At 37.5% G+C, this 15,573-nt stretch carries 14 protein-coding genes; 7 read left to right on the plus strand and 7 right to left on the minus strand.

Going from position 1 to position 15,573, the window contains the following annotated elements; translation table 11 throughout:
• Nucleotides 1-75 precede the first annotated feature (75 nt).
• Nucleotides 76-603 carry a hypothetical protein gene (locus tag ABIE26_RS04050; RefSeq protein WP_310139746.1) on the plus strand — a complete coding sequence of 176 codons (528 nt, stop codon included), beginning with the start codon at nt 76-78 and terminating at the stop codon, nt 601-603.
• On the opposite strand, the gene tnpC is transcribed toward ABIE26_RS04050, so the two are convergent.
• Genes tnpC through ABIE26_RS04065 form a run of 3 tightly spaced genes read right to left on the minus strand, consistent with a single transcriptional unit; the run spans nt 600 to nt 3,091 of the window.
• A complete protein-coding gene (gene tnpC, locus ABIE26_RS04055) occupies nt 600-2,339 on the minus strand; it encodes an IS66 family transposase (RefSeq protein ID WP_310139744.1) in 1,740 nt (579 codons plus the stop codon). The two genes, ABIE26_RS04050 and tnpC, sit on opposite strands and share 4 nt — an antisense overlap.
• A gap of 60 nt (nt 2,340-2,399) precedes the next feature.
• Complete coding sequence (tnpB, locus tag ABIE26_RS04060; RefSeq protein WP_310139742.1) at nt 2,400-2,768, minus strand: IS66 family insertion sequence element accessory protein TnpB; 369 nt, start codon at nt 2,766-2,768, stop codon at nt 2,400-2,402.
• Complete coding sequence (locus tag ABIE26_RS04065) at nt 2,765-3,091, minus strand: transposase (RefSeq protein WP_310139740.1); 327 nt, start codon at nt 3,089-3,091, stop codon at nt 2,765-2,767. The genes tnpB and ABIE26_RS04065 overlap by 4 nt, the downstream gene beginning before the upstream one ends.
• A 267-nt stretch (nt 3,092-3,358) precedes the next feature.
• On the opposite strand from ABIE26_RS04065, the gene ABIE26_RS04070 reads away from it, so the two are divergent.
• Complete coding sequence (locus ABIE26_RS04070; RefSeq protein WP_310139738.1) at nt 3,359-5,146, plus strand: tetratricopeptide repeat protein; 1,788 nt, start codon at nt 3,359-3,361, stop codon at nt 5,144-5,146.
• A 23-nt stretch (nt 5,147-5,169) separates the two neighbouring features.
• The gene (locus ABIE26_RS04075) at nt 5,170-6,690 is read left to right on the plus strand and encodes a P-loop NTPase fold protein (RefSeq protein WP_310139735.1); all 1,521 of its coding nucleotides are present in this window, start codon (nt 5,170-5,172) and stop codon (nt 6,688-6,690) included.
• A 153-nt stretch (nt 6,691-6,843) separates the two neighbouring features.
• Here ABIE26_RS04075 and ABIE26_RS04080 read toward each other — a convergent pair whose 3' ends face one another.
• Nucleotides 6,844-7,788: a hypothetical protein gene (locus ABIE26_RS04080; RefSeq protein WP_310139733.1), complete on the minus strand. Its 945-nt coding sequence runs from the start codon at nt 7,786-7,788 to the stop codon at nt 6,844-6,846.
• 339 nt (nt 7,789-8,127) lie between these two features.
• On the opposite strand from ABIE26_RS04080, the gene ABIE26_RS04085 reads away from it, so the two are divergent.
• The 3 genes from ABIE26_RS04085 (at nt 8,128) to ABIE26_RS04095 (ending at nt 11,799) form a co-directional block, all read left to right on the plus strand.
• Nucleotides 8,128-8,568, plus strand: a complete 441-nt coding sequence (locus tag ABIE26_RS04085) for a helix-turn-helix domain-containing protein (RefSeq protein ID WP_310139731.1) — start codon at nt 8,128-8,130, stop codon at nt 8,566-8,568.
• 314 nt (nt 8,569-8,882) lie between these two features.
• Complete coding sequence (locus tag ABIE26_RS04090) at nt 8,883-10,271, plus strand: toll/interleukin-1 receptor domain-containing protein (RefSeq protein WP_310139728.1); 1,389 nt, start codon at nt 8,883-8,885, stop codon at nt 10,269-10,271.
• Nucleotides 10,261-11,799, plus strand: coding sequence for an argonaute/piwi family protein (locus tag ABIE26_RS04095; protein WP_310139726.1), 1,539 nt, complete (start codon nt 10,261-10,263; stop codon nt 11,797-11,799). The genes ABIE26_RS04090 and ABIE26_RS04095 overlap by 11 nt, the downstream gene beginning before the upstream one ends.
• Before the next feature lie 206 nt (nt 11,800-12,005).
• Here ABIE26_RS04095 and ABIE26_RS04100 read toward each other — a convergent pair whose 3' ends face one another.
• On the minus strand, nt 12,006-12,794 hold the full coding sequence (locus ABIE26_RS04100; protein ID WP_310139723.1) for a hypothetical protein: 789 nt from the start codon (nt 12,792-12,794) through the stop codon (nt 12,006-12,008).
• Nucleotides 12,795-12,924: 130 nt separating this feature from the next.
• Nucleotides 12,925-13,416, minus strand: a complete 492-nt coding sequence (locus ABIE26_RS04105; protein ID WP_310139721.1) for a hypothetical protein — start codon at nt 13,414-13,416, stop codon at nt 12,925-12,927.
• A gap of 145 nt (nt 13,417-13,561) precedes the next feature.
• Here ABIE26_RS04105 and ABIE26_RS04110 point away from each other — a divergent pair, with 145 nt between their 5' ends.
• Nucleotides 13,562-13,969: a DUF1493 family protein gene (locus ABIE26_RS04110; RefSeq protein ID WP_310139719.1), complete on the plus strand. Its 408-nt coding sequence runs from the start codon at nt 13,562-13,564 to the stop codon at nt 13,967-13,969.
• 386 nt (nt 13,970-14,355) lie between these two features.
• Here the strand turns inward: ABIE26_RS04110 and ABIE26_RS04115 are convergent, their stop codons facing one another.
• Nucleotides 14,356-15,504 carry a hypothetical protein gene (locus ABIE26_RS04115; protein WP_310139716.1) on the minus strand — a complete coding sequence of 383 codons (1,149 nt, stop codon included), beginning with the start codon at nt 15,502-15,504 and terminating at the stop codon, nt 14,356-14,358.
• Nucleotides 15,505-15,573 lie beyond the last annotated feature (69 nt).

The raw sequence follows: 15,573 nt of genomic DNA on the forward strand, positions 1-15,573 counted from the left end.
TATTTAAGTTGGTTTTGCCCGTCAAAATTTTGACGGAGAATGCCTATTTTGTAACAGTCCTATAATTAAGCAATTATGAAGCGTTTTTATTTATGCAACAATCCCGATGAAGAACTACCCCCAGGGGTGTTAACCTACATTTACGGGGCTGTTAAGCCACGTTTTTTTGCTACGCTGACCAAACTGGATGGCAGTATTCCTCTCGCCTCTATTGCTTACGTGGGGATTACGGTACTGTTTTATTTTCGTGCCCCGGGTGATGAGCAGGTATATCCTTATGCCTTAAGGGTGACAGATAATATTGACCAGGGGGTGCACCATGACATGATCAGCATACTTCAGCACGTTGCCGAATGGTATGCCTATCATCAATCGGCCCAAGCTTCGGCTAAGCATATGGAGTTCGGTTTATTGAAAGAGTTTTCTGAGCAGTTAAACGGCTTCCAGATCCTGGAAGACGAAAAGACGGGCAGTTACCTATTGAACTTTGCTTTAGGGGCTCATGGTTTTGACAGCCTGGATGCAGCATTGAAGTTTCTGGAAGTGCATTTGAATATTGATAAGGCGATTGTTTACGGGCCAGACCGCGCCATTAACCGTTAGGCTGCTGCCTGTTTGTGCTTCCATTTATGAGGCAGCAGATTGATGAGTTCAGCTTTGGGGCAGGTAGCTACCCGTAGGAGCACGTCCGTTAACCAGGCTTCAGGATCTATGCCCTGCAGTTTGCAGGTCCCCATCAGGGAGAACATTACCGCGGCCTCGGCTGCTGCCTCGTGTGAGCCTGCAAAGAGCCAGTTTTTCCGGCCAACGGCCATGTCCTTGATCATTCTTTCCGCGCAGTTGTTATCTATCTGGAGCATGCCTTCTGTAGTGTAGAGCATAATGCCTTCCCATCTTTTTAAGATGTAATTGATAGCGGTGGCAATTGGGGTTTCCAGCTTAACGGTATGCTGGTTTTCCAGCAGCCATTTATGAAAGGCCTGTAGTATGGGGACGGCATGCTTCTGTCGTATTTCGGTGATTTCTTCCCATTGATATTCCATTTCCCGGCATTGCCGCTCAATGGCATATATGGGGTCAAAGAACGTTCGGATCACGTACCTTGCCTTTTTTCGGCTGCCCTTATGGCCTTCGGCCTGCAGGAAGTACCGGCGGCAGTGGGTCATGCATTTGCCGTGCTGTACATCCAGCTGGAGCCCATATTTATCATAAGCACCGTAGCCATCCGTATGCAGAATACCTTTGAAGTTACCTAGTATCCCGTCTATATCTTTATGGCCCCGGCCTTTTGCATATTTGAATACAGCCAGGCCCTGCGCAGGGTTTACAAGTACCCACATCTGGCCCCGGTGCAGCTTGTCTTTACCTTCCTTTGCTTTATCAATAACTTTGAAGCCAGTTTCATCGCAGTGCAGGTATTGGTTTTTGACAGCTTCTACCATCAGCACCTCCCAAAGTGGTGTTAGTGCTTTGCAGCCGTAGCTGATCCAGTCATTTAAAGTAGAATAGGCAATATTGACACCCGAACGCTGGTATTTCTGCTGCTGTCTTTGCAGGGGCATGTGATACAGGAACTTATCCAGCAGGAGCTGGGCAATCATGCTTGCGTCTGCTTTGCATTTGGCCGGAGAACCTGGTATTGGTGCGGTAATGGCAATATCCGAACCTTCCGGAAGCCATACATGACGGACAATTTTATGTACCTCCATCCATGCTTTATGATGCACCAGTTTGTAAACAGTGGTTTCGCCTTTGTAGATGCTGCCTTTTGGTCCTGCAACTGTAATTGTTTTAACAGGAAGCCCTTGCTTAAGGATATCTGTAGTAGGCTTCTTTTCGATTTTAACGTGGCCATGTTCAGCAAAAAAGGCATTGGCCTCAGCCAGTTCTTCTGGCGTTAGACCAATGCCTTTAAGGCTGGCATCGAAAGTAGTATCGCGTGTTTTTTCGCTCTTATGGCCGTACTTGTCTTTAACCAGCAGTGCCTTACTATGTTTGATCTTATCCAGATCCTTTACGAGTTTGGCTACCTGTTTTTGATCTCCTTCGGTTTGAGTTCTAAGCTCGTTGATCAGCTTTTGCTGCAGGTCACAAAGTTCAGATAGGTTATGGCAGCGTTGTTCTAATGAGGATATGGTAAGTTCTTGATCTGCAATTTGATGGTCTTTATCCAGGATCTCAACAGCCTGCTGGCGGATAATATGGTCTTGGGAATCAACAGTATCGGAAAGATCGGTTACTTGTTGCTGCAGCATTGCATTTTCCAGCCTTAAGGCCTGGTTTTCCTGCAGGGCAGCTTCCAGTAGTTCGCTACAATTGATATTTGCTTTATATCCCATATAACGGGAAACAAAGCTGGTATTTATCGCTTTACAGCGGTAGTGGAATTTGCTAACATATTAACAGCTAGCACTTTCTTCGTCGCCGGAATCTTGCTTTGGATCTATCTTAAAGCCATTTAACAGCTTCATCAATTTTCCCGCGTCAACATCTAAGGTTTTAAGCGAAGGGTTAATGTAAGGAATGTGAAAGGTGGTTTCACTGATCAGGCCACATTGTAGTAAAGTGAACAACGGATCATCGTATAATAATCCCTTGATCTCTTTGCGCGATTTGTTATAAAACAGGAACATGATCGGCTCGTCTTTAATGCCTTTGCCCAGGTGACGGAAAACCATTTTACTCAATCCGTTTTTACCATTTCTGAAATCAACCGGCTCGCGAAATATTCGGTATTTAAGGCGGCTTGGAAATAGAAATATGCTCATGATTTCAGGGATTTAAGATAGCTGTGTGGTACATATTGGTAGAGTTCTATGTCGCCAATGCGTGCGAATAACGCTCCGGTTTCTACAGTTTGCTGTTTTTTGCCGGTTCGGGTTGTGGTTTTAGGAGGTTCCGCGTCGAGGATTTCGATCGAAATTGTTGACCCTAATGGTTTTAGCTCAGGATATTCTTCAATCCATTGATGGAGTTCCGCTTGGGTTGTACCATTTGCGTAACAGAACTCTTCAACGCTGTAACCGGTTTGATAGTAGTCCTGAAGTACCTTTTTAATCGCTTCTTCGGACAGTTTTAAGTTAGTATTCATACTGTAATATTTGATTCCCACTAAACTAGACAGAATGTAAAATAGAACCACTAACTAAAAATATATGAACTCGTGACTATACAACTACACAAGCTTGCTCAAGACAGGTACATCGATATTGCCTACCAATTGAACTTTGAGGACCCGGGGTATTTTTGCAGGTGGTTTAAGCGGATGACGGGAATGACAGCTTAGGAGTGGAGGAGGAATAGTTCTTTTTAATTTAACTAATAAGTTATTATATTTACCATAACCAAATATGAATTCATGGAACGCTCTACTGAACAATTCGTTAAAGAAATCAAAAGCTTATTTGAGCGAGGAAAATTTGTAACGATAATTAATCGTTTAGATGATGACGCCCTTTTATCCTATAACGATGCAGAACTTTATGCCTTGGTCTCAAGAGCCTATAGCAAAAAGAAGATTTATGATAAAGCTTTTAAGTATGCTGATGTTGCTACTAAATTGAATCCAATGTCGGCCCTAGCCTTTTTGGCAAGGGGAGACGCACAGGATAATGAAAATCAGTATGAAAGTGGCATTGCGGATTATGAAACAGCAGTTTCTCTTGATAGCAATTTATGGGAGGCCTGGGCAGGAATGGGATATTACCATTATCAACTTGAAGAGTATGCTGAAGCTAGTATGAAATTCACTTCTGCAATTCGGTTAAAAAAAGATGTAGCATGGCTATACAATTACAAAGCTGCCAGTCAATATGAATTAAAGAATTATCGTGGCGCTATACGAACCTATAGTAGCGCAATAGCTATTGACGATCAGAACCCCGAATTGTTTGTGAGTCGGGGAAACGCTTACCTGCGGTTGCAAGATTTATCTAAAGCGGAGAAAGATTATAATAAAGCAATGGAGTTAGATCCAGAAGATTTTGCATCTTATTATAATTTGGGCTTACTGTCTCGGAGATTAAAGAAATATTCAGAAGCTATTGATTATTTTACCAAGGCACTTAAATTAGACAGTACTTATCTTGATTCTTATTATTTTCGGGCTTCATCACATAGGCAGTTCGGGAATTATAGAGAAGCAATAAAGGATTATGAACGGTACCTTAAATTAATTGGCAATTCGTCAAGCTCTCGGGTGATACTTGCAAGGACTGCCATAACCGATCTAAAAAAGAAGATTGAAAACGAGTGGTATGATGAAATTGATAAAACAATAAAATCTATTCAGGAAATATTACTATTTGAAGAAAACTGTTTAACACACTTTACAAGTTTGTCCGCATCACGTGCTATGATTTTAGAAGAAAGCCTGTTTCGCTTATCGGAGGGGAACTTCTTGAATGACACTTCGGAGGGGAGGGAATTGTTTAAATATTTGTCTTATTCTGTAGTTAAATATGTAGATGACGATACCATTGCCAAAACTTATGTAGAAAGGCCATTTATTGGAAGTTTTGTAGCAGATACCAAACATGATGATTTAACGCTTTGGCGCATGTATGGTAAGGAAGCTTTAACTGAAGCAAAAGGTTGTGCCTTGACGATTAAACGACAGGAGTTTATTTCAAATCTTGAAGCTTCTCTAGATTTTGAAGATAAAAATAGAAAACAAGATATCAGTCAACAAAATGATCGGTTTACTTTCTATAAAGTCGCGTACAGAGATCATGATTCTTTTAAAATACCTGGTGCGAGTACAGTACAAAATGAAAGATTAAACAACTTAATGGAATCATTAAAAAATCAGGTAGATGTACTTACTAGCAAACAGAAAGATAAAATAACAAAGCTCCTGAACGATATTGCATATTTGTTTAAAATAGCTGATTATCAATATGAAAATGAAGTGAGGCTAGTAGTAAATGGTATAGGATTTAAAAAGACGATTGATAGTGGCGTGACTCCGCCAAGAGTTTTTATTAAAATGATAAGTATTATACCAGTATTGCATAAAATTACCCTCGGGCCAAAGGTTGAAAGGGCAGATGAATGGGCGGCAGCATTCAATTATAAAATTAATGAATTATCACCAGATAGGGATCAAAAGATAGAAATTGTCATTTCCAGACTACCTTTTAAATAGAAACTTAGATAGACAAATATTTCATGCGGAAAAGATTATCTGATATAGTTATAGAATCTACTGACCAACAGCAGGATTTTTTTGATCATTTGTCTGAAGACAGCAACTCTAGAATTTTAGTGTCGGGGCCTTTTGGCTCTGGTAAATCAACTTTTTTGAAAGATTTTTTTGAGAAATATGGCCACAAATACAGTGTTTTCAATTTATATCCTGTTCATTATTCTGTTGCGTCTAACCAGGATATTTTTGAACTAATCAAATTTGACATCATAGCAGAGTTACTCATAAAATACAAGGATGATATTGAAACTTTGAAGAGCCAGGAATTTTCTTTGGCATTGCGGCTCCAGACTTTTTTATTGTATAATAATACTGTAAACAGTTTGCTTAAGCCCTTAATCGCAGCAATGAGTGGTATTGGTAAACCTGTCCATGAAGTACTGGAAACAGTGGATAAGCTGGATTTGGAATTTAAGGGTTATTCGGATGATGTAGAAAATGCTAACGAAATGACGATAAAACAATATCTGAAAAAATTCGATAAATTAAAGGGAGGGATTCATGAGATGGATGATATTTCGATTATCATAAGTAACTGTCTGAATGACTTAAAAGAGAAAAAAGAAAATACCCAAAATATATTGGTTATTGATGATCTGGATAGGCTTGATCCCGAACATATATTCCGTTTGTTTAATGTTTTTAGTGCTCATTTTGACTCGGTAACTGATGAAAATAAGTTTGGGTTTGACAAAGTACTATTTGTGTGCGATATTGATAATGTACGAAAGATGTATCAGCACAGGTATGGTAAAGATGTAGATTACGACGGCTATATAAATAAATTCTATTCTATAAAGCCATTTGTTTTAGATACAAAGGAGATTGTTAAACGGAAGCTGAATGACTTTTTTAATTCAAAACGTTGGATTACGGATTCGTCAATAAAAGAACATATAGAGCATTCTGAGTTTAAACGTAGTTTAAATTTCATCCTTTCTGGATTAATTGATAAAGGCGTGTTGACTTTACGAAACCTTGACCATTCACCGCATTTTGTATTTGATCAGAGCAGGCACATCTCGCTTGCCGGGGACTTTTCCAGAACTTATCCGGCTTTTTTGTTCGATTTTATAATTTTAATAGAATATTTAAAGACGTTATTTCCCGATAACCAGACATTATTAATGAACTTACTGATATTATCGGGTAGTTATTCTGCTGATTATAATCCAGAAATAAACAAACATATTTACAATAAGAGCGAAATTGACTTATATATAGCAAGCATATGTCTAACTTTTTTACTGTCACCAAATAAGCTTGCTAACTATGAAGACAGTAATGAAAAAAACTATCGATATCCCTTTACGGATAAATGCCATATTTACTTTCGAATTGAGTCACGTTCAAATTATACCAAGCCGATTGCCACAAAATTTATGACGAGGCCTGGTCGCATCGGCATAGATGTAGAGTTTAATGTTTTTTATATTTTGCATGAAACATTAAAAAAATGCATGGAGGACGGGGTCATAATTTAAATATTCTTGCGGCCTTTCCGACCGGACTATGCTCAATATGATTTTTGAACAAAAAGCAAATTGAAAATGCGGGAACGAATTGTACCCTTTGAAGATTGTGAGCCTATGCCGCAGATAGAATAGCGCGCATCATGCGGAGGTGATTTAAATAATCTAGTTTTCGCTGTTTATTTTTATATGCTCCAAAACCCTCATATGGATTTTATGAACTATATAATTACTCCATATACGCCAATAGAACCCAGGTTTGATGTTGTGATAGTACCAGGTGGTACCCTCGAGCCTGGTATGGCCGTTAGCTAGTCTGGTTAACTTAAACTGTCCTTTTTTAGAAACAAAATAATCATGTAGGTGTGGTGCATCTACATCCCAAAAGCTAATTTCTTTCATTGGGGCTGGTTGCGCCAATACATCAAATTGCAATAAACGGGGCTGGTCCCATACGGTAATTGGTTCTACAAAACTACCTGTTGTAAAGTTGCAGTGCCTTATTGCACCAACCCCTTTTCCTTTGATTATTGCGTTTATAGGATATGCTATTCCCGTTTGAAATAGAAATTCTGTTGGTTCAGCAAGTTCTGGGAATTCTACAACATTATGCCAAACGACTTCCGGACTTGCTTTGATCTCGACAGCTGTGCTTACGGAGGTCAATTCCGGTAAAACATCCTTTTCTATAAAAGCTGTTGTTGGAATGGAGCAAATTAAAATAAGCAACAGTACCTGGGAACCACTTTCCTGTCTGTTAAAAACACTGGCAAGTCCGCTTCCAATCCAGGTAAGTATCAACGCAAATGGAAGCGCCATGACAATGCAGATTAAGCCCTCTATTGCAAATAACAGAAACAGCAAGCATAGCATAAGGAGTGATAAAAATGCCGCTTTATGGCTTCCGGGATTATTTCTTTTGTGGTGGTATAGTGTGGTTGCGCAGAAACCAATAAGTATTGGCAATAGGATGAACAGCGCTATGCCATAAGTTCTGAAGTAAAAAATTGTGATCACACTAAATAAGCCTGCCATAGCAACGGTAATTGCCACGGACACTGCCAGCCGTGCAGCATTGTTTTCTGGTAAAATAGATTTGAGGTTAATCATATCCAAAGTTATTTGTTTTATGTATAAGTAGGCTCATTTGATGTATAGACTTTGTGAGATTTCGTTCATATTTTGGACAGTTTTAAACCTGAAAAGTACAATTATCACCTTTACATCTGAGCTTAATCTGCGTTGATATTCAGTTTAAAGTAAACCTATTTTAATCGGGAGGTCTTAAGAAGTTAAGTTTATGAGAGAAGAGATAAAATTCATGAAGCCAACCATTGATGAAGGGTAAAATAGCCATTCTCTTCAGAGAAGGCAATTTTACTTTTATAAAAAAGGGAAAGTGCCGGAAATGCAGGAACCCTGTTATGTAAAGAAAAGTTATACCGTAAATTGAAAGACAGAAAAGAAGCCATGGAAAATTATATCCCTCCAGACTGGAAAATGATGACCCGGCTTCAGGAATTGATAGAAGGCAATTTCAGGGAAAGTCATGAGCTTCAATTCTATTGTGACGCGTTGGGTATTACCATAAGAAGATTGAACAAGGTTACAAGGTTCTATTTTAAGAAAACACTATACGAGCTTTTGCAAGACCGCATTCATAAGGAGGCGGTATTTCTGCTTTCGGAAACTACGATGACGGCGAAAGAGATTTGTTTTGAGCTTGGGGTATGTGATCCCGCGCATTTTACCAGGAGTTTTAAGCTGATGGAAGGGGTGACGCCGAGTGAGTTTAGGAGGGGGCTTTTGGGGGAGGTTTCGGGAACGTTTGAATTTGTGACTACTGTATATGTCATTACTACGTCGAGATTAGAATTTCAAGTTTTCTAATGAACATCGGATAGCGCTTATATCGAAAATGTTAGAAAGTCTATAGTTATGTATTATTTTTGTACCTCGGATAAAGTAATTTATTCGTTTTCAAACCTTTTTATTTTTTGTATCGCAAAATAAGGACTATTGAGGTCTATCCCAGCTTTGGAATAGACCTTTTTTTTGGAGCTGCCTTAAGTGCATTTTAACAGTCTGATATGCTACTGCGTGAAAATTTGATCTCTCGGAATTGTCCTCTGTTAAGAGTCTTATGGTTTGAGTTAGGTAGGAAAAGGGTATATTTACTTTACTCAAATTTAAATTAACGATCCATGAGAGATACACTGTTCATTAGTCATGCTACACCTGAAGATAATGCATTTACAATTTGGCTTGCCTCTAGGTTAGAATTATTAGGGTACAGGGTTTGGATCGATAAGAATGAACTGTTAGGTGGTGAGAAGTTTTGGAGCGATATTGAAGTAACAATTACTAAATACGCAATTAAGTTTTTAATGGTTTACTCCAATAATATAACTTATAAAAACGCTGGGTTTGAAATCAAAGCTGGGATACAAAAAGAAATTAACTATGCCAATCAAGTTATTATAGAGAATCCTGATTTAAAAGATTTTTTTACAATTCTGCATATTGATAATGCGCCAAGAAATCTTTTTCCTGGCGCATCTGATTTAAACCAAATTTCATTTGAAGATAATTGGGCCGAAGGATTGAATACTTTAGCCAAAAAACTCGAAAAAGATCAGATCCCAAAAGTTAATGTTAATGATACTACTGAGGCTGCAAATTTCTATTTGGAGAACTTTTCTGTCGAGAATGGAATCGTTGAAAAAGAAGAGTTGTATTACACAAATTGGTGGAGTATAAAATATTTGCCAGAATATTTCTATATTCACCAGTTTACTAATGAGGCTCAGTCTAAGGCTGTTTTTGACAAAAACAATGAGTTAGTTGGATTCAGAGCTGCTAATACAATTATAAGTTTTACCTCTAACCTTGACCTAGAAGTTGAGGGAAGAGATGGACATGTACAAGTCCAAAAAAGGGAGGTTTTTAAGATAAAAGTTACTGATCTGCTGCTAGGTTATGAGAAAGAAAGTTTCCCTAGTTACCGTGATAGTGCAAATTTTTTCAAACGCTTGCTAAAGAGAACACTTCATCTTTATTTAAAGAAACGAAAATTATTTTGGTATGAACTTGCTAATAAAGATCAAGCTTATTACCATACGCATGAAAGTCTTCCTAGTAGTAAAGTGGAATTTAGTTTAGCTATGCATGATAAGAAGAAAAAGAAGAATTTGATTGGAAAACATTTAGATATAGGAAAATGGCATTATGCGCTATCATTTAAACCTGTACTCTTCCCTTATCTCGGCTTCCATTTACGAAGTCATCTCATTTTTTCGGAAACAGGCTTTGGCGCGATAAAAGATAAAGATTTACAACATAGTCATCGTAGAAAAAAAGGTAAACGTATGTTTAATGAGGACTGGCGCGATTTACTGCTGGCATTTATGTCCTCACTAAAAAATGGTCATGATGCGATTATACTAGATACAAATAGTCTAAACCAAATAGAAATGAAAGCTGAGCCCGAAACTTTTCTGTCAAAGTTTGGATATATAGATCCAAAGGACAAAGAACGGATGGGTGTATTCGTAGAGGAAATTGAAAGAGAGGAACCATTAAATGAATCATAGCGGTAATATATACAACTTAGATCCTGAATTAACTTTTATAAATGAGCCTAATCTATCGTTTGGTTATGGCCAAAAAACAGCTGATCCAAGAGATGGGCTTATGCTTTTCGGACCATATGATCATCTAAAGATTAAAGGACAGATTAATGTTGGAATCATCGGGAGCAAGCCACAGCGTGAATACCTTAAAGACTATTTAAAGAAACTTCACCAACCTGTCCTGCAGACTGGAAATGAAATTGCCAGACCTTTTTTTCCTGGCTTGCAATCTGCGTTTGGAATCCATATTAATTTTGATAATTTGGTCGAATTGGAAGTTGATCAAAATGAAATTACTAAATTCCTTTTTTATGCCGATGGTCACCAGAGAGTGCATAATTTGACCAATCTTTTTGCGGACCAGCTTATTCGTTACACTCAAGAAGAGGAGCGGCCGGTGACAGTTTGGTTCGTGGTTATCCAAGATGATATTTATAAATTTGGTAGACCTAAAAGTAAGCTCCCTAAGTCGGCAGAAAACATTAAATTGGGTTTAAAAAAGAATCAACGTAATACTGCTCAATCTTTTCTTTTTCCGGAAATGGAGGAATTAAAAGACGCTTATACTTATGAAATTAACTTTCACAACCAACTTAAAGCAAAACTGCTTAAGGAAAAAATTGTGACTCAGATTATTCGGGAAGGTACAATTGCGTATGATCAAATAATCACGGATGAGAAGAAAAGGACAGCGACAGCCGTTTTTGATAGTGCAAAGGCTTGGAATATATCTACAACATTATATTATAAGATTGGTGGACTACCCTGGCGGCTTGGTGATATTCGTGAAGATGTTTGTTATTTAGGGTTGGTTTATAAAAAACTTAACGAAGACCCTAATAATCGCAGTGCATGTTGTGCAGCGCAAATGTTTATCGATTCCGGGGATGGGATGGTTTTTCGAGGTAACATAGGCGACTTTTTTAATCCTAAAACTAAAGAGTTTCATATTTCAAAAAACGATGCAATTAATCTAATTTCTAATTCTTTAGAGGTATTTAAAGAGAAGTTGGGTAAAGGGAATTATCCTAAGGAAATTTTTATTCATGCTAAAACTTATTTTGATGACCATGAGTGGGAGGGATTTAGTGATGCTGTCAAGGATAAATCTAAAATTATTGGTGTTCGTATTCAGCCTACCAGTGAATTTAAATTATTTAGACAGTTCTCATTTTGTGTGCCCCGTGGAATGATAATGAAAGTAGGAACACACAAAGCATTTTTATGGACTAAAGGATTTATTCCAAGGCTTCAGACTCAGGTTGGTTTGGAAGTGCCAAATCCTATTTCTGTTGAAGTTACTAGGGGGGATGCAGATATTGAACAGGTTTGCAAAGATGTATTAGCCCTTACAAAACTTAACTATAATGCCTGTATATTCGCCGATGGACAGCCTGTTACTTTGAGATTTGCAGATTCAATTGGAGAAGTGCTTACTGCGGGCAAAAACATCACTAATAACATTCTTCCTTTTAAACATTATGTGTAACTTTTTCTAATATGCTACTCACTATTTTAAGGGCTGTTCAAAAGTTGGTTTTGATGAAGGGCTTTTATAGCGTTTATAGACTTTGTCAGAATGCTTACAAATGGTTAAAGTTTTGATTTTATAATTTTGATCAATTCGCGGTAGTGGGTAGTGTATTGATCGGGGGCTCCGGATAATTTGAAAGGCTGGATGGCAATCAGTGTTTTTTATTTTATTTTAAAATTGAAAACAACGATACCTATCTGAACATTTGGGGCAGATTCTGATTGTTCTAAGCGGGCACCCATCACTGCATCTTTACATTTTTGCCATAATTCACGGTCAGTTAGGGTGGTGCCTTTTACACCGGGTGTAGCGTCTATTACCGTCCCATTTTTGTTAATTTTTAACCTTACAGCAATTTTTCCCATTTGCTGACCATCATCTTCAGGTAAAACAAGATTAGTAAATTTCCTTAGTGCAATTGGCGTTTCTCCAAAACCAGAACCACCATCACCTTTATGAATAGAAAGCCGATCGTCATTTTCATCCTTCGTTAACAGACTGCCTTTTCTTTTATATATCTGAAAAGAAAACGATGATTTTGGAGCAATAGTCACAGCATAACCGTAAGTTTTTCCATCATATGTCTTAACTATGTTACCTTGCTTTGTAACCTTTGAACCTACAAAGGTTGGGTTGAGTGCAAGCAGGGATTTAGTCAAAAGATCATAATTAATTTTATCACAAATAAAGAAAACCTCATTTTCATTATCATCAACCTGTTCTATGATTATGGTAGAGTTATTATTGCCGTTACCTTCAAATTTTAAAGTTGCAGTACCATCTTGATTTTTTGATTCGCTTAACTCCCAGCCTTTTCTTGAAATAATTTCTTCAGTTACATCTGCCACAGGCATACTTACATATCTAATCAGGGCGTTTAATGCAACAAATTGCGCCTTAGCACCCATTAATGACACACTAAGAAGTATTGAGAGTAATATTGTTTTCATTTTGATAACGTATTTAGATCAATCTAATATAGAAAAGATTTAGGCAAATGATTACTAGTGAATCCGCATTTTAACTCCTTAATCTTGCCAGGATGTTCATCGATTTATACCAGGATTTGCTTTGGAAAGTTTAAGTATTGCTAATCCGGAAATGGTAATAATTGATTCCAATTGTCAGTAAAGTGAAGCTGGATACCCAAAGCCAGTAACCTGGTTCCAGGCTTAAAATCTTACCCATTGTGCCGCTTTCAGCAGCTAGTACTTCATCCCAGAGACTGAATGACCAGGCGATCATTGCTGCTAATGCGGAAAGCCAATAGCTATTCGGTTTGGGCTTTGGAAGCGGCGTTTTCAGAACAGGTTCTATCTTAACCACAGGATTACTTTCTTTCAGGAATCGAATGGCAGCGATCAATGCAATGGGATTGGCTATCCAGATTAATGACTCAAACAAACCACCACCAATCCAGGCTATTCCGCCCGTCAGCAGGAGTGATAAACCATCAGTTGTTTCTACTTGAACATACTGATAGCTGAATGCCTTCTGCGTTAGCGAAGCGATGAAGACTAATGCCGGGAGCGTTATAATAGCCGGTCTTAGATATTTTTGTTTTGAGCTCATTAATTGATTCTTATGACCAAGATAGTGATTACACGAGCAATAAGGAATAAAAAGATAATCAGGACTTGTGCATTCGAATTATAACCCTGTAAGTGGAAAAGTCAGAATTAGAAAATTATACATATCATTGCTGCGCACGTAGTCTATGAAATATACTTTAGAGGATATTATTAACTTTTTAAAGGATCAATCTCTTGAGGATGAAATTAGTCCGGAAACGAATGTATGCGATGAAATAGGAATGAGGGGAGATGATTTTCACGAAATGATGACAGCGTATGCTGAAAAATTTTCAGTTGATATGACTGGTTATCTGTGGTATTTTCATTCAGAAGAGGAGGGCAGCTGGACAAGTATCAGTTTATTCCCTCGAGCGAATGAACAGGTTAAGAGAATTCCACTAACCCCCACGATGCTTACCGACTTTGCTAATTCTGGTAAATGGAATGTGGTTTATCCAGAACATAAAATAACATTGACTGAATATAACAGTTACTTTACACTGTTCATTTTAATTGTTTTAATAGGTTTGATTATTTATCAATTTATTTGAGACAGATCGTTATTCCCCAAGATTTGCAAAAATTCCACAAGAACGAATAACAGGAAGAAAAGCGCAAAGAGGAAAACTAACATAGAAATAGTAGAAGCGGAAATAAGAAGAGAGAAGAACATAAGTCTGTTCCCCAAGATTTGCAAAAATTCCACAAGAACGAATAACAGGAAGAAAAGCGCAAAGAGGAAAACTAACATAGAAATAGTAGAAGCGGAAATAAGAAGAGAGAAGAACATAAGTCTGTTCCCCAAGATTTGCAAAAATTCCACAAGAACGAATAACAGGAAGAGAAGCGCAAAGAGGAAAAACTAACATAGAAATAGTACAAGCGGAAATAAGAAGAGAGAAGAACATAAGTCTATTCCCTGGTTACACGATCTAAATTATTCTTTCTTTAGCACGTACATACTTGAAAACAACTTGTTGTCATCAAATATTAAATTGATCTTATAAACAGGGTTTTTAATTTCGATGGTATTAGAATATTTTAATGCTATATCTCCAATGATATCCTTTTTATCAATCACTTTTAAGATATCCTCTCCTTTCATCCCTGTTTTTAGTTGATTTTCAAACGAGACAGCTACACCATTAAAGTCATTAATGGAATAGCCTTTTAGTATGTTATTCTTTTGATCATTTTCCCCGTTTTTACCTGCTGTAAAGTAGAAATAGAAATTATTGTATTTATTTTCATGTATAACTTCCTGTAAATTTCCATTTGAGTCTGATGTGATCATTCTTTCAAAATTTTTGCTGGTGGCAGACTTAAGAAAGTCAGTTTCCGTTGAAGTACCCAGATTAAGGTCATTGATATTCCAATTTTTGTCAATTTTTAAGACCGGTTTGTTTTTTATGTCCTTTGGATCTGTTCGGTTCTTCGTTAAGTCTTTCGTGTACGCTTCATTGTTACACCCTCCAAAATCTATAAGACCATTCATCGTGTCCCAATAACACGTTTTTGATAAATCAGTGCTGTTCAGTACAATGAGCCGGTCATAGTCTGGGGCATAAAAAACATATTTATTCTCCTTCTTTACGTTCCAATATAATCCGTGATCTGTATTAGGATTCTTAGTTCCCTTTCCATATCGGGCCTCCAGTTTTTTCAGGATCTCTTTTTTTAGATCCGGGGACTTCATTTCCACTCTGAATCCATATATATTGTCGTTCGCTTGATATTCTTTCAAAATTTTGGTAAGCTCTGCCTTGTCTTTAAATCCCTGCATCGCAAAATGACCACCTCCAAATTTGGTAATGCTGTCTGTTTTCAACCGTTCGGCATTAACCTGAAAAAACACTTTTTGCCCTTTTAAATCAATTCCATCAAATATGAATTGTCCTGATGCCTTTCCTTCAATCAGGAAGCAAAATGGGTATTCGACGGTGTTTACTTCAAGCGCATTTTTATCTTTAAAATCGATTACACTTTCAATCGGTTCTTTCAGGCTTAGTTTTGATAGATCTATTTTTTTTGGTTTACTGCAGGCAATGATTAAAAATGATAAAAAGATATAACATAAGTACTTCATGGTATTTGCAAATTAATATGACCAGGCCAATATAGGAAGAATTATTACAGCCGTTGATCTCTGATTTAT

The sequence above is a fragment of the Pedobacter africanus genome, from assembly GCF_040548825.1.
Taxonomy (GTDB): Bacteria; Bacteroidota; Bacteroidia; order Sphingobacteriales; family Sphingobacteriaceae; genus Pedobacter; species Pedobacter africanus_A.

What these genes read in the sequence shown, in the direction of transcription:
- ABIE26_RS04050 (WP_310139746.1), top strand. Translation starts at nt 76, where the DNA reads ATGAAGCGTTTTTATTTATGCAACAATCCCGATGAAGAACTACCCCCA.
- tnpC (WP_310139744.1), bottom strand. Translation starts at nt 2,339, where the DNA reads ATGGGATATAAAGCAAATATCAATTGTAGCGAACTACTGGAAGCTGCC.
- tnpB (WP_310139742.1), bottom strand. Translation starts at nt 2,768, where the DNA reads ATGAGCATATTTCTATTTCCAAGCCGCCTTAAATACCGAATATTTCGC.
- ABIE26_RS04065 (WP_310139740.1), bottom strand. Translation starts at nt 3,091, where the DNA reads ATGAATACTAACTTAAAACTGTCCGAAGAAGCGATTAAAAAGGTACTT.
- ABIE26_RS04070 (WP_310139738.1), top strand. Translation starts at nt 3,359, where the DNA reads ATGGAACGCTCTACTGAACAATTCGTTAAAGAAATCAAAAGCTTATTT.
- ABIE26_RS04075 (WP_310139735.1), top strand. Translation starts at nt 5,170, where the DNA reads ATGCGGAAAAGATTATCTGATATAGTTATAGAATCTACTGACCAACAG.
- ABIE26_RS04080 (WP_310139733.1), bottom strand. Translation starts at nt 7,788, where the DNA reads ATGATTAACCTCAAATCTATTTTACCAGAAAACAATGCTGCACGGCTG.
- ABIE26_RS04090 (WP_310139728.1), top strand. Translation starts at nt 8,883, where the DNA reads ATGAGAGATACACTGTTCATTAGTCATGCTACACCTGAAGATAATGCA.
- ABIE26_RS04095 (WP_310139726.1), top strand. Translation starts at nt 10,261, where the DNA reads ATGAATCATAGCGGTAATATATACAACTTAGATCCTGAATTAACTTTT.
- ABIE26_RS04100 (WP_310139723.1), bottom strand. Translation starts at nt 12,794, where the DNA reads ATGAAAACAATATTACTCTCAATACTTCTTAGTGTGTCATTAATGGGT.
- ABIE26_RS04105 (WP_310139721.1), bottom strand. Translation starts at nt 13,416, where the DNA reads ATGAGCTCAAAACAAAAATATCTAAGACCGGCTATTATAACGCTCCCG.
- ABIE26_RS04110 (WP_310139719.1), top strand. Translation starts at nt 13,562, where the DNA reads ATGAAATATACTTTAGAGGATATTATTAACTTTTTAAAGGATCAATCT.
- ABIE26_RS04115 (WP_310139716.1), bottom strand. Translation starts at nt 15,504, where the DNA reads ATGAAGTACTTATGTTATATCTTTTTATCATTTTTAATCATTGCCTGC.